This is a genomic window from Companilactobacillus heilongjiangensis, assembly GCF_000831645.3.
GTDB classification, from domain to species: domain Bacteria; phylum Bacillota; class Bacilli; order Lactobacillales; family Lactobacillaceae; genus Companilactobacillus; species Companilactobacillus heilongjiangensis.
Genome location: NZ_CP012559.1, coordinates 1830339 through 1844745 on the forward strand (window position 1 = coordinate 1830339; position 14407 = coordinate 1844745).

Consider the following 14407-nt stretch of genomic DNA (forward strand, 5'->3'; position numbering starts at 1 on the left):
ATTGTTCAAAAATTCAAATTTTAAATTCTAAAAATTAATATAATTCAGAAGACACTTAGGGACAAAAAAATACCCATGATAAGTTAGAAATAAATCTAACTATCATGGGTATTATTAATTTCAATTTATACATTCAAATATCAAGATAACCTAGCCGGAGGTCGACAGTGATGATGAAGACAGCTGTGCAAGTGGAGTTAGGGATTTATCCCTTACTCCACCGACGTATTTTGAAATTCGAGTGGTTTTCTCGAAGTTCAAAATCGAGGTGTGAGACTTTGGCTCACACCGGTTAGCAGGCTTACATCATCACTGTCGACCGTAGGCGGCACAGCTATCTAATAGGACATGCACCACCGGCACAGTCTGATTGATCAACCAATTCGATATCTTTCTTATCGTGATTATCATTTTGTTCAGCGAAGACAGCAGCAACATTTTCGTTTACTTCTGATTCACGTTCTTGATAAACTTTCTTATCGATTGGTTCCTTAGGAGCTTGCTTAAAGTCAGCACCACTGTATGGCAATAGTGATGTTGATTTTGTGACATGTCTGTATTGATACATCAAAGGTGCGATTTGATCGGCTTCATTTGGTTGGAATGTAATCGTACAACTAACCGCATTATCTGACCAGTAAGTTTGTAAGAATGCTTGTGTAGCAAATTGTTCAGCAATTGAAACTGAACCGGCAGAAGCAAAGTTAGGGTCGTCGGCATTAGCAGCTTTAACTGGGAATTCAACGCACATTGTATGTTTTGTATAAACGTCAGGTTCAATCTTGTATCCACAAGCCTTTAGAGCTGGCAACAATGGATCAGAGTCTTGGAATCTGATTCTTTGAATTAAGTAACCTGCATAGTGGAAATGCATACCTTCGGAAACACCAGCCAATTTAGCAACTGTACCTGATGGTTTAACAGTTGTGTGCTTGATTGATGGTTTACATCCAAGAGCGTTTGAGTACTCCTTGTCAGCTTCAACGACTGTGTGATACAAGCCATCGAATTTCTTCACAACGCGTTGATCGTAGATAGGCTTTTGAACTGTTTCTCCAGATTCAGGATCAGTGGTAGGTTCAAAACCAGTCACAACACGGTTGCCAAAGGTTGTCAAAATGTAGTCTTGAATACCTGACATTGAGACACCGATTCGGCGATTCTTTTGGATAACATTACGTGAAACTTCCCAATCGTAACTACTGAATGTAACACGTTTTGTATAACGGGCTGCTAAGGCAAAGGCTTCTTTCAAATTCCAGCCCTCTTCTTCAGCAATCAATGGGAAAATTTCGAACAAGTTACATGGTTCACCATTGCTCAATGAAATTTCTCCACAAGGGTTAGTTCCTTCAACGCCATCATCAATTCCGGGTTGATAGCCATCAATGGCACGTCCATAATTACGTGACAACTCAAGGTTAACGATTCCGGGCTCACCATTGTGAGTAATGGAATCAGCGATTGGAGCGTAACGGTTGAATTCTGAATCAACCGCAACACTATTATTAGAAGCCCAACGGTGGTGATAAAGTTTCTTTTGGTCTTGTTTCATAGTAATAAAGTCATCATCAGTTGATCCGCCCAAAGCCAATTCAGCTGAACGACGAACGTTACCAGCAACAACTGTTTTACCAATCAAGTTACCCATATCGGTACAGTCAACTGAAGTCAATTTACGACCAACAGCACTGTTCAAAACTTCATTAATATCAAAGAACATTTCAATCAAAGGTACGGGACCTGAAGCAGTTCCACCGAAGCCTTTGATTTTTTCACCCTTGGCACGGATGTCAGTAATATCAAGGACAACATCTTTGAAACCATCATTAGTATCGTTAAAGTGAGCGTCAATCATATTGGCATTTCCAACGACCCAACCTTCACGAGTATCAGGCAATTCGTAGTGACGTGTGGCAGAAATATCATTCTTTACCAACCAGTCGTCACGGTCAACAGCACCAGCAGCGATAGAGTCCTTATATGAAGCACTCTCCTTGCCAATAAGCACAGTTAAGCTGACTTTGTTATCAACTACAGGCATCAACTTCATGTTGCTAGGAACGACAGAGAAGCCGACACCGCCCCCCTTCATCAATTGATCGAACATGAATGAGAAAGGCATTGAAACAGCTAGTTGTTCCTTTTGAAGATAGTTAGGCACAATGTGACTGTCACCATACTTTTGTGGACGGATAGCAATGAACCAACAATTGTTCAAAGCATCCCCGTTACGATGTTGATATTCAGTACCAGAAATCCAGAGGTTTCTCCCTGAAGGAGTGGCAGCTAAACCATAGACCAATTTGTATAAACTTTGAGCTTCTTTAACTAATCCGGCATATTGTTCATCAGTTAAATTATTATCTTTTAAACGAGGGTCAAGATTGATATTTCCTTCGACCACACGCTTAACTGTTTCGGACCAATTTTCAGTCCGGCCAAGTTTGTCAATGAAACGCGCATATGTACGTTTGTATGTAACCCAGCCTAGTTCACCCCAGTGAGGTTTAATTGTCTTCTTAACTTCATCGACGAATTCGTCGGATAAAATAACTTTATTAATTACGTCCATTAATAATCACTCCACACTTTTTAAATAACACAATATATAGTACCCTCGAATAGAAAAAATGACAATATCTTGTATGCGAATATTGTTATTGACTTTTGAAGAGCTATTTTGAGTGTTGATATTTCGGCAATTTCAAATAAAAATATACATCTTGTAACTTAATGAATTCTTCAGAATTCAAAGCGAAAAGCCAAGGTCGCAATTACTATTCTAATATTGCACTTCGAGACTTAGCAATGGTTTTTTTAATTTAAACTATGAGCCAAAATTCAAGTGGATAAAGGCAAATATTTCCCTTGACACGAACATATGGTTGTTACATCAGGTGTTCCACAAGATAATTAATTTTTGACATAAAAAAGCCCAATGATTTACTTCCAAATCATTGGACCTATACCAATTTATTTTTAATCAACATCGGCAATTGAAACAAATTCATTAGTAGCAACTCGATTGAATGACATATGGTCAACAAAAATTGCTCTATCCGAATACCAAACACTTCCAGGCGCTAACTCGCGATCAGTAATTAATTTACCATTATGATCATATAAGGGTGCTGGAGTCTTTCTGATTACTGTTAAGTCTCCAACCTCTGGCAGGTACATATAACCATCATTTTGATTAACCAAAACATTGGGTGCCAATTGGAAATATGTTTGATTTCCATGATAGAACTCACTATTAACTTTCCATACGGTACCTGTATCCAAAATAACTGGAGTCACGTGGCCCTGCATATCAGTCGTTTGAGCCTTTTGAGTAACCGCAAAGTCATATCGACCTGAAGGTAATGTTGAATCAGCTTTAGCGGTTGTCGTATTTTCCAAAGCCAACGCACCAAATAATAAACTAACTGTTACCGATAAATATGCTACAAATTTCTTCATATTAAAAGCCTCCTTAACATATTTATTGCCCTAATTATAGATTCATAAAAAATAAAAAAAGCAGACATAGAGTATCCTATGCTGCTTCATATTAAAAATTATCATTATTCAAATATGATACTAATCGAGTGCATCCCCTAATGACACAAACTCATCAGTTGCAACACGATAATATGTCATCTTGTCACGGAAAATAGTTCTGTCAGTATACCAAGATGATTTTGGTGACAAAGCACGGTCAGTAATCAACTTACCATTGTGATCATACAAAGGCGCAGCAGTTTTACTACTGATAGTTAAGGTACCAACACTTGGCAGATACATATATCCAGCGCTTTGATTGACCAAAATATTTGGTGCTAATTCAAAGAATGTTTGGTCACCATGAGTATATTCACTATTGATTTTCCAAACGGAACCGGCATCCAAAACGGTTGACGTAACATTGCCTTGCATATCATTTGTTTGTGCCTTATTTGTTACGGCAAAACTATAGCGACCAGCAGGCAATGGTGAATCAGCTTTAACAGTTGTTGTATTAGCTAAACTCAAAGCACCAAACAACAAACCAGCGAAAGCTACTAAAAAGGTGGTAATTTTCTTCATAATATATATCCCCCTATACGATTTATTAATTTAATTATACTCCTCAAGAGGATTAAAAAAAGCAGACCCGAAAGTCTGCTAAGCCTGTTTCATATGAACCGTACTCTGGGATTTATACTGCATCAGTCGACCAATCCCATGTCCTTTGCAATAGTGGTCCCAATCAATCTTGCGAACCCAAATCTTAGTATCCTTATCCCCAATATCTGACACTAAGACTTTTGAATGACTAAATGGATAAACGACTATCAATAATAATGACATTAAAAATCCATTTGCAAAAAACATCAATCCAATTATCATCAACATAGTTACAATATCTAGTACTGTAATTCGGCGGTAATATGATTTCGATTGATCCAACGTCTGCATAGTAAACTCTCCCTTTGTAAGAATTCCCTTAACAACACATACTATAACCTCAGGAGATTATTAATAGCCACCGTATATTTGAATCTTAACTATTTATTTAACATTATCGTTTTCAATTCTTAATTGTAACTTAGAGTTTTCTTGTGAAACAGCTGTGTAATAAGCAATATTTTTATATTTCTCAAACTCTTTATCTGTACCATTTGATTCTTTTATAGCTAAAGCAATATTATAGTTCAGATCATCAATGAAATATGATAAATGCTTAGAATTAGCATACTCGACTCCCCGCTTAGAAGTTTCAATTGCTAAATCATTCTCATTTAAATTAATATAAATTGCACCTAATGTTTTACATAAAAATAAAATTTCTATTCCCCGAGAGTTTTCCACATTCAAATTTTCTGAAAGCTCATCTGAAATTGTTTTAGCATAATATGCTGCCATATCACCATGTTTCTGCTCCAAGTAAATCATAGCTTTAACCAAGTAAGATAATAATGTATAAATATTGTAATTATCCAATTTAGTTTTCTGCAAAACTTTGTCCAAGTTAAAAGAACTCCGCTCCAAGTTTCCTTGCCAAAAATTCAATAAACCCTCAATAAAATAAAACTGAGCCATATCTTTTGAATTAAGATTTGCCTCAACTAACGATAATTTTTCAGCTGTTTCAGAAATATTATTAAGCAAGACTTCTTCCTCAATGGCATCCAAAACAAAAGCCTTTTCTTTTTTCGTATCTCCAGAGAAATCGCTAAAAATATCATTTAAGGACAAGTCAAGTCTATTACAAATCTTAATAAGAACATCAATATGTGGAGTCATATCATGTTTTTCTATTTTACTGATAGTATTCTGATTACAAATATCATTAGCAAGCTCTCCTTGAGTTAAATTCAAGCTACGTCTTTTATCATAAATTACTGATCCTAAGAACATATTTCTACCTCCACAATAAAAATTCAAATTACGATTAATTATACCATTATAGGATACATTTTACCTTTCACAGATTAGTCATTTTATAAGGAACCTATTTATGTTAGTATTCTTGGTATTGTCTAAATAAATAGACTAATAAATGGAGGAATGGCAACTATGTTAAATATTTTTCAAGTACTATCAACTATCGGAAAAACGTGGGGACTCAGAGGACACTAATGTTAAATAATATTTACAATATTGCTTGGATTGTAAATGACTATCTAAATAATTTATTATTATTCATAACATTTATATGTATATTTCCAAAATCAAAGAACAAATCAAATTATTTTTTATCATTATTTATAAGCATTCTTTTTGTTTCATTAGATATTTTTAATTCTAACCATCAAGGCTTAAATTCCCTTATAATAATTATTACTTCTGCCATCTGTATTAAATTTGATTACACACTAGTAGGAAAGCTAATCGGATGGACCTTTTCATTCTTTTTAATCACGTTCACACAAGGATTAGCCAGTAATGCAATACTAACCGTCTTTCCTACCCTATCAGATCCTAAAACATCTATCCAATCAGTATGTCTTTTTACCATCCTCACAGTTTTAAACTATACATTTTCTTTCCTTATAGTCTTTTTACTAAAATACATAAATATAAAGTCTCATATATTTTCATTTCTGGAAGCTCCGTTAATTCAAAGAGCTATATTGTTATCACTGATTATATTAAATGTATCCTATATAATGCTGTATAATATTACGAATCGACTGAAAGTAGAACAGTCTTATATAAAATTGACACTAGTTATAATCACAGTAGCAATTATATTTATGACTATCGGAATTTCATTATTGGTTTATAGTCAAGTTAAAGAAATAAAAACCAAGCTAAATCTTGAACAAATTAAAGAACGCAATTCATACATTAACGAATTAGAAAAAAATAATAATGAATTACGTAATTTTAAGCATGACTATAAAAATCTTTTATTATCATTGTCAGCCTCAATAAATAATAATGATAATGAGGATTTAAAGTCATCAATTTATAAATTATTACATTATAAGCGGGTTAATCTTGATTCAAATAGAAATAGAACAAATCTTTACGGAATTAATGATAAATTAGTAAAAGGTATTCTAGTTTCTAAATTAATGCTCGCAAAAAGCAAAGAAATCATGACAGATTTTGAAATAGACGATAACGTTAAAATACCTTCTAAATATTCTGTCGATATAACTAGAATATTAGGGATTCTGTTGGATAATGCAATCGATGCATGTTTAGAGACTGATCATCCCGAATTAAGCTTTGCTCTAATTTCTTTCGATGGGTACAGTGAATTTATAATTAAAAATAACATAGTCTCTGCTGATTCTATCAATATCAACAATATATATATAAGTGGGTATTCCACAAAGAGAAATCATAGTGGCTTAGGTTTAGCTTCCGTAAGAGAAATAGTTAATTCGAATGATGATTTATTTTTGCAAAATAAAGTAAAGAACGATCATTATTCAACTACTCTAATTGTATTGGAAGAAAAATAATGTTACTAAATATAATAATTTGTGAAGACAACGAAGAACTCAGAATGTACTATCAATTAATCATTAAGAACTATATCAAAGAACATCCTACTGTAGATATGAAAATAATATTATCAACCTCAAATCCAAGGAACGTTGACATAAATATTGAAAATCAAGTTGATGAAGTTAAACTTTTTTTATTAGATATAGAATTTTCAAATTCAAAAATTAAAGGTATCGAATTAGCAACAGATATTAGAAATATGGATTCTCGTGCTAAAATAATTTTCATTACTACTCATGAAGAATTGACTCCTTTGATTTTTGAACGTAAAGTACAACCGTTGGACTGTATTGATAAGGAAATCGGTATGGAAAAAATTAAAGAACGATTGTATGATGATCTTGATGAAGCATTAAAATCTATTAATCCAAACCTTTATGAGAAAAAAAACACATTTGAATTTAATATTGGTCCCAAAAAATATAGTTTCACACTTGATCAGGTTGATTATTTTGAATCAGTTGAAAATAACCATAATATATTTCTACATTCTACTTTTGAAGTTATCGAATTTCCCGGTACTTTGAAATCTATCGAGCAAAAGTTTCCAGAATTCTATCGTGCACACAAAAGTTTAGTGGTAAATATTGATAATATAAAAGAAATAGATATTAGAAATCATAAACTGAACTTCAAAGATAAATCAACTTGCGATATTTCACGTCGTAAGTTAGTAGCATTGAAGAAGCTTTATGAACTGAATTAAGTGGTTTTGAAACTAGAATTGAACACGTTATTAAAAACTTTGAATCTCTCTTAAACAACAATAAGAGGAATTCAAAGTTTTTTTTGCAAAAAAAATACTTTCAAAGTATTTTTAAAATACTATTTAGTTATATAAAAAAGAGTGGTAATATTCTTAATTGTGATATAAATAACATTTAGGGGATTTTACTTTAATGAAAAAATCAATTTTTATTTGTTCAATGATCATAGCTTCATTATCTATGACGAGTACTTATTTAACAGTTGCTAAAGCAGATACCAATCAATCGGCCGATCAAACAACTGATACGTTAGATGTAAGTTCATCTCAGAATTACAACGAAGAAAATAATAAAGATCATGAAACCGCTCCAGCCGGAGCTACTGTTTTTGCTCGAAATAGCAGTAAAGGTCCAGGATATTATAAATTACCATCTAAATCAGACTATTTATTTGGAAACTCGCTTTCAGCAACTCCAGCCCAACAAGAAGCTTTTTTAGCAAAAGTTAAAGCTGGAGCAATGGACGGTTGGAAAAAATACAAAATTTTACCTTCTGTTACCGCCGCTCAAACAGCTTTGGAGTCTGGTTGGGGACAGAACATAAGCGGAAAAAATAATTTTTTAGGAATTAAAGGTCAACCAGGAACATTATGTTGGACTCAAGAAGATGGTCCAAATGGTACTTACTCCACACAAGCTTATTTTAAAGATTTTGCATCTTTTTCTGACTGTTTGGAATATCATAATATTCTCCTTGGAACAAACCCTATCTATAAGCCTGTAGTTGGACAAAGAGACTACACAAAGGTTACAGCTTACTTACAAGGTACTTACGCCACTTCAAAAGTTTATACTCGTTCATTAAATGGAATAATCAGCTCCTTTGGTTTGACTAGTTGGGATCAAGAAGCTTTCAATGAAACTGATTTTCCACATGCTGCAGTTGATACTTCAGTAATCACTATCAAGTATATTCAAAACTACGGAGTCCTTGCTTTTAATGATTCAGGTGCTTCAATCGGTGGTTCAAACAAGACGTTTATTGACGGTACTAAATGGCAAACTGCTGGTTCAAAGATAATCAATGGTGAAGAAATGTATCAAGTATCTCCTAACGAATACATTCCCAAGCAGTACACTACTATTGGCGCTGACGGCACGGTTACTATCAACTATACCCAAGGTTATGGTGTTCTCGGATATCATCTAAATGGCGCATCTATCCCCGGAAGTAACCAAACTCTTAAGACTGGTTCAGTTTGGAAAACATCTGGTGCAGCAACGATTAACGGTCAAATCATGTACAAGATTGCTACTGATGAATACGTTCCTAAGGAATTTACACAATTCGGTAATGGTAAATAACCTAATTAAATTTTAAAACTAAAAAGCAGCCCATCTAATTTAGGCTGCTTTTGTCATTTAAGGGGGAAAAACATTATCGAAAGATTTCAAAATATCATCAACAAAACTATTTTAACTTGTGTTGCCATCTTCGCTACAACAGTTTTCTTATTAATGTTAGTCTTCTATTACCAAAACTTTTTATTCGAGAATTCTCATAATGTCATTATTGCCATAGCTTTCATCATCCTAGTACTCGTTCTTGGCTATGGACTAACGCGGATTAAAACTGACGACCGTATCCTCAATTGGTTGATTCTTATCACGATGTTACTCGTCTTCATGATAACTGCTATCTTCTGGATTTCGAAAGTTCCTTCAGTTCAATTGAGTGACTTCGGTAATTTCTGGGACCGACTACTGGATTACAAAGTTGGCGACCCACTCTATCAAACAGACAACGATTACTTCTCTAAGTATGCCTATCAATCAGGCTACTTCGTCTACGTCCTTGGAGTTTCCAGAATCTTCGGCTATCACATCTTTGCCGTTCAATTTCTCAACGTCGTCTATCAAGCATTGATTCTACTGTTCACCTACCTACTGGTTGTCAAAGTCTTCGACAATATCAAAATGGCTCGACTTTCCGTTCTGATATTGATGGTCGATCTCGACTGGTTTGCACTCAACAGTGTTGCCAGCAATCAATACCTAGGTTCACTATTCTACTTAATAACACTCTATCTTTTAATGCAAAACAAACTGAAATATTACATTCTTGCAGGTATTACTTTGACCGGTGGCTGTCTCATTCGCCCCATTGGTCCTGTAATTATTGCAGGTATCGTCGTTTACGCAGTGATTTACTTATTAATGAAGAAACACGATTTCCATGCCACATTAAAAGTGCTTTTAGCATTAGTAATTTACTTTGCCCTCTTCTCCATGGCAAGTTGGGGTATCAAAGCCTCCAACATCAACGCTTACGGTCTAACTAACAATGACCCCGAGTGGAAATTCGTTACTGGTCTGAACTATCAATCCAACGGAACTTATTCACCTGACATGGATAAGCTGATTGATCCAAGTAATACCCGTGCTCAAATGAGTAAAGTTGAAAAGAAGCAGTTACATAAGGAAATTGTTTATCTCAATGAAAATCATGCTTGGCTACGACTTTTCTTACACAAAACTCAGGTACTCTGGTCTAGTCGTACCATGGCAACCGATTTTGCCAATATCAAAATGATGCATAATGACGCAACAGTTGCACGAGTCGATTTCTTAGCTTACGTTGGCTCAATCATCCTAATAGTCTTCTCATTTATTGGTTCATTGCAACTCTTCCGCTCCAAGTTCAACGATAATTTGTACCTATTATTATTGCCATTGATGGCTTTCGCTGTAGTTCAATTATTGATTGAAGTTCAAGGACGTTATCGAATTGAATTCTTACCCGTTATCGCAATTGTTGGTGGCGTGGGATTCTACCAAGTCTTACATATTTTCAGTTCAATCCGTTTGCGACAGAAGAAAGGCGTTCCATTGAATCAAACTTTATAAATTAATAGACAGAATTTCCAGATTTTCTAGGAATTCTGTCTTTTTTTAACGTAATTTAGAATTAAGAAAACACTGTAACCATTATGTAAAATTTCCTTAGTCCCCACTATGTTACCCTTGATAATGGTATTTATAGGGGGAATTATTATCACTAAAAAGAAACTGTTTTCAATCACATTTTTTATTATGTTATTTTCATTAATCAGCTTGACTCACAGTACCACTGTCAAAGCGGCCTCAAAAATCAATGACTACATTATTTCTAACAAAATCAAACCAGCTGCCATTCAAAATCAAAAAGGTACTTTCAGTGAATGGACTGGTTACCGCAAAGGTGTTGGTCATCCCGAAGGCATTGTTGTTCATGAAACCTCTGAAGCTAACGTGACTGCACAACAATTTACTGACCGTTTCAATGCTCACTGGCCTACTCTAGAAACTTACGTTCACGCTTTTGTCGATGACAATAAGATTCTCAACATTCACAACACTGATTATTCTGTTTGGGGAGCCGGTCCCACAGCCAACGCACGTTACGTTCAAGTTGAACTCTGTCGGGTTAATTCATATGATGCTTTTGCCCGCTCGCTTTCAAATGATGCTTATTACATTGCTTCAAAATTGATTCAATACAATTTACCAGATATCCCTGGTCAGACGGTCATCTCTCACGCTCAAGCCAGCAACACTTGGCACGAAACTGACCATCAAGATCCCGTTTACTACTTCAGTACTTGGGGTTACAGTATGGATCAGTTCAATGATTTGATTAAAACTTACTATAATAATTTAAAAACTTATGGCGATGTTAATGGTCATAATGATCATGTTATAAAGGTTCATAATGCTCATGGTTCTTTTGTTCCACTTGTTGGTATTAATACTGATAATCAGATTGTGCCAATTGAAAATAGAGATTTAGGTAATAATTCTGTTTGGTATACTGATCAGAAGAAAGTTGTTGATGGGGTTACTTACCATCGTGTTGCTACTCATGAATGGGTTGCTGATTCTTATAAGGCTTAATGTTTTGTAATATCCCGTCTACAGAGCTGGGAAATATTCTCTAGCTGATCGAGTAGGAATTGCTTTTTATCGTCCTCGCACACCACCGTACGTACGGTTCCGTATACGGCGGTTCATTAATTTAAGCATTCTGAATAAACTGGAGTCTCTTGGACATATTTATTAGTCCAAGTGATTCCAGTTTTTCATTTGTCAAAGTGTACAACAACGTCTTGCTATGTGCTGTTCGCCAATATCCTTTGCGGGTGTTGTCGAAAGTTCTAGCTTGGGTTCTTGTCATTCCTAGTTTTATCAGATTTTTAAATCTGGTTTTTATTTTCTTCCACGACTTCCATATGTATTGTCTGATTCTAGAACGCAGCCATTCATCAAGTGATTTGATAAATGCTTTCATTTTTCCAATTCCATAGTAGTTTATCCAACCAACCATTTTCTGGTTAATTTCCTTGAAGAGTTCATCGAGACTTCTGCCTCGATTTCTCTTCGTTATTTTCTTGAGTGATTGTTTAACTCTCTTTTTGGATTGCTGGCAAGGGCGCACGTAAGTGCCCTTGGCCGATACGCCAAGCGAAAATCCCAAGAACTTCAATCTTAAAGGAGACCCAACTTTGGTCTTCTTCTGATTTACCGTTACTTTTAAGTCTTTCTCAAGAAATTTAGAAATATTACCTAGAACTCGATATCCTGCACGTTTGCTTTTGACATATATATTACAATCATCGGCATATCGAACGAATTTGTGCCCGCGAGCGGACAACAACTTATCAAGCTCATTTAAATAGATATTGGCAAGCAATGGAGAGAGGTTACCACCTTGCGGTGTACCCTTTTCAGATTTTTGGAACAATTGTCCGTCCATTACTCCACTAGTTAGGAACTTACGAATCATTTTCAATAGCCATTCATCATCGATGTATTGTCTGATGAACTTCAATAGTAGGTCATGATTGACAGTATCGAAATACGCTTTTAAATCAAGATCTATCACAACGTGATAGCCTTGATTATAAAATTCTGTGACACGTTTTATGGCATCGTGAGCACTTCGATTAGGTCTAAAACCAAAGCTGTTATCTGAAAAGGCTCTTTCAAAGACAGGCGTCATCGCTTGCGCAATTGCCTGTTGTATCAGACGGTCAACGACCGTTGGTACTCCCAATTTACGTTTAGTCCCATCTGGTTTTGGTATTTCTACTCTTCTGACTGGACTTGGCCTATATGTAAGGTCAGCCACTGATTCAACCAATTCAGACTTATTCTCTCTGATGTAATCAAATAATTCATAGACAGTCATACCATCTATTCCAGCAGCACCCTTATTTCCATAGACCTTTTGGTAAGCTAGGTTGAGATTTTCTCTATTTAATACTAGTTCTTTGAATGAGATGCCACTCTTCGTCGTACTTTCACCAGAGGCGGTACTACGCGCCTCTGATTGTCTTTGGTCTTCCAGACCTATCCTCTTCAGATGGTCAGCTTTTTGTTCTGCTTTCTGCGATTTTCGCACCGCTTCCACCCCCAATATCAACAAGAGTTATTAATGTTCGGTCCTTCGCCGCAAGCGACTACTATGACCTCGGCTGACTTCTGTACCATTCAGCTAGACATCACTGCCTAGTTTGCTTGTAGGATACATTCCGTTTCCTTGCCAAACATATGACACAGACCTCCCCGGGTAAGAACGCTAACTTTCATACCATGTAGCTGTTGGCTTTACTGCATCTACTTTCGAGTAGTATTGGACTTTGGATTGTTGTGCATCCTTATCCAGTAGACACAGCCTTATAGCCACTTCTTGTAAGCTCAGTATTTTGCTTTAGACTTCCTTCATATTCTGCCTCACGGCAGACACCCTTGTCCTCAGCTAGTGATTCCGACTACTACGGCTCACAGTGGACTTTCACCACCAAGTCAGCGCCCATGCCGGGCGCACACAAAAAGCGCTAATCTGAAAATACATCAGATTAGTGCTTAAGGTAACTAGGTTTAAGAAAGAAGCGCAACTACAGCATACTATCCCTTTTTTCAATTTTTAGTAGTATATTTAGTACGCTTTAAAAATGATTTACTTATTCCACACAACAGACGCTTAAAACATTTTTTGTAAACAAACATACAACTATCATCTATTATTAACCTTTCCATACACGAGTGTCAGTTACATGTATTTATTCTTAACCTCTTACGTATACATATTTCATTAATTTATAATCCATAAATACAAATTGGTGAATCATAATATCCGGTTAAATACAAAATATTTTTTAAATTCTGTAGGGGTGGCTTCTTTATCTAGTAAATATGTTGGCAATGCAGCTAACGACTTGATTTCGGATCCAAGTTTAAGTTGATATCGATAATCTATATGGATGTGTTCTTTTTCGTTTGTTTTTAAATTTAGCGGAATACTAATTAAATTCACGTCAACAAGGGAGAAGGTACTTATGCTTTCACCAACATAACCTGTTTCTTCTCTAAGTTCTCTAATGGCTGTAGATAATGGATCTTCTAAAGCCTCCACATGTCCAGCTGGTAAAAGCTTTTTTTTCAGATATGGGTGTTGTACTAAAATCATTTTTTTACCAATGAAAACAACAGCACTGGCAGATAAGTGAATTTTTGAATTATCTTTTCTCAATAAATTTCTATTCAATTTAATTAATTCCTCTACCTCGCTTATCCTTCTCAAATCACTTGGGTCAAAAGTATTTTTTTTTAGATGTTTTAAATTGTTTAATATACTATTTTTTAAAAGCAATAATACTATCCCCCAAGGT

General features: G+C 35.2%; 12 protein-coding genes. 5 read left to right on the plus strand and 7 right to left on the minus strand.

Features of this window, described 5'->3' with window-relative positions; genetic code table 11:
- Positions 1-334: 334 nt before the first annotated feature.
- The 5 genes from nrdJ to JP39_RS08350 form a co-directional block, all read right to left on the minus strand.
- Positions 335-2575 carry a ribonucleoside-triphosphate reductase, adenosylcobalamin-dependent gene (gene nrdJ / locus JP39_RS08330; protein WP_041500525.1) on the minus strand — a complete coding sequence of 747 codons (2241 nt, stop codon included), beginning with the start codon at positions 2573-2575 and terminating at the stop codon, positions 335-337.
- A 407-nt stretch (positions 2576-2982) separates the two neighbouring features.
- Positions 2983-3465 carry a hypothetical protein gene (locus JP39_RS08335; protein ID WP_041500522.1) on the minus strand — a complete coding sequence of 161 codons (483 nt, stop codon included), beginning with the start codon at positions 3463-3465 and terminating at the stop codon, positions 2983-2985.
- 120 nt (positions 3466-3585) lie between these two features.
- Positions 3586-4071: a hypothetical protein gene (locus JP39_RS08340; protein WP_041500518.1), complete on the minus strand. Its 486-nt coding sequence runs from the start codon at positions 4069-4071 to the stop codon at positions 3586-3588.
- Positions 4072-4149: 78 nt separating this feature from the next.
- On the minus strand, positions 4150-4443 hold the full coding sequence (locus tag JP39_RS08345) for a hypothetical protein (RefSeq protein ID WP_041500516.1): 294 nt from the start codon (positions 4441-4443) through the stop codon (positions 4150-4152).
- 93 nt (positions 4444-4536) lie between these two features.
- Complete coding sequence (locus JP39_RS08350) at positions 4537-5385, minus strand: helix-turn-helix domain-containing protein (RefSeq protein WP_041500515.1); 849 nt, start codon at positions 5383-5385, stop codon at positions 4537-4539.
- 839 nt (positions 5386-6224) lie between these two features.
- On the opposite strand from JP39_RS08350, the gene JP39_RS12685 reads away from it, so the two are divergent.
- From JP39_RS12685 to JP39_RS08375, 5 genes are all read left to right on the plus strand, one after another.
- Positions 6225-6944: a sensor histidine kinase gene (locus JP39_RS12685; protein WP_169751876.1), complete on the plus strand. Its 720-nt coding sequence runs from the start codon at positions 6225-6227 to the stop codon at positions 6942-6944.
- Positions 6944-7696: a LytR/AlgR family response regulator transcription factor gene (locus JP39_RS08360; RefSeq protein WP_041500512.1), complete on the plus strand. Its 753-nt coding sequence runs from the start codon at positions 6944-6946 to the stop codon at positions 7694-7696. The genes JP39_RS12685 and JP39_RS08360 overlap by 1 nt, the downstream gene beginning before the upstream one ends.
- 193 nt (positions 7697-7889) lie before the next feature.
- Entirely contained in the window at positions 7890-9062 is a 1173-nt protein-coding gene (locus JP39_RS08365) for a glycoside hydrolase family 73 protein (protein ID WP_048698710.1), read from the plus strand.
- Positions 9063-9215: 153 nt separating this feature from the next.
- Complete coding sequence (locus JP39_RS08370; RefSeq protein ID WP_082330676.1) at positions 9216-10604, plus strand: ArnT family glycosyltransferase; 1389 nt, start codon at positions 9216-9218, stop codon at positions 10602-10604.
- 186 nt (positions 10605-10790) lie between these two features.
- Complete coding sequence (locus tag JP39_RS08375) at positions 10791-11630, plus strand: peptidoglycan recognition protein family protein (protein ID WP_048698708.1); 840 nt, start codon at positions 10791-10793, stop codon at positions 11628-11630.
- A gap of 121 nt (positions 11631-11751) precedes the next feature.
- Here the strand turns inward: JP39_RS08375 and ltrA are convergent, their stop codons facing one another.
- Both ltrA and JP39_RS08385 read right to left on the minus strand, forming a co-directional pair.
- Complete coding sequence (gene ltrA / locus JP39_RS08380) at positions 11752-13137, minus strand: group II intron reverse transcriptase/maturase (protein WP_041500509.1); 1386 nt, start codon at positions 13135-13137, stop codon at positions 11752-11754.
- 726 nt (positions 13138-13863) lie between these two features.
- Positions 13864-14388 (minus strand): NUDIX domain-containing protein, encoded by a 525-nt coding sequence (locus JP39_RS08385; protein ID WP_245626322.1) that lies wholly within the window; start codon positions 14386-14388, stop codon positions 13864-13866.
- Between the last annotated feature and the right edge of the window lie 19 nt (positions 14389-14407).

What these genes read in the sequence shown, in the direction of transcription:
- nrdJ (WP_041500525.1), bottom strand. Translation starts at nt 2,575, where the DNA reads ATGGACGTAATTAATAAAGTTATTTTATCCGACGAATTCGTCGATGAA.
- JP39_RS08335 (WP_041500522.1), bottom strand. Translation starts at nt 3,465, where the DNA reads ATGAAGAAATTTGTAGCATATTTATCGGTAACAGTTAGTTTATTATTT.
- JP39_RS08340 (WP_041500518.1), bottom strand. Translation starts at nt 4,071, where the DNA reads ATGAAGAAAATTACCACCTTTTTAGTAGCTTTCGCTGGTTTGTTGTTT.
- JP39_RS08345 (WP_041500516.1), bottom strand. Translation starts at nt 4,443, where the DNA reads ATGCAGACGTTGGATCAATCGAAATCATATTACCGCCGAATTACAGTA.
- JP39_RS08350 (WP_041500515.1), bottom strand. Translation starts at nt 5,385, where the DNA reads ATGTTCTTAGGATCAGTAATTTATGATAAAAGACGTAGCTTGAATTTA.
- JP39_RS12685 (WP_169751876.1), top strand. Translation starts at nt 6,225, where the DNA reads ATGACTATCGGAATTTCATTATTGGTTTATAGTCAAGTTAAAGAAATA.
- JP39_RS08360 (WP_041500512.1), top strand. Translation starts at nt 6,944, where the DNA reads ATGTTACTAAATATAATAATTTGTGAAGACAACGAAGAACTCAGAATG.
- JP39_RS08365 (WP_048698710.1), top strand. Translation starts at nt 7,890, where the DNA reads ATGAAAAAATCAATTTTTATTTGTTCAATGATCATAGCTTCATTATCT.
- JP39_RS08370 (WP_082330676.1), top strand. Translation starts at nt 9,216, where the DNA reads ATGTTAGTCTTCTATTACCAAAACTTTTTATTCGAGAATTCTCATAAT.
- JP39_RS08375 (WP_048698708.1), top strand. Translation starts at nt 10,791, where the DNA reads ATGTTATTTTCATTAATCAGCTTGACTCACAGTACCACTGTCAAAGCG.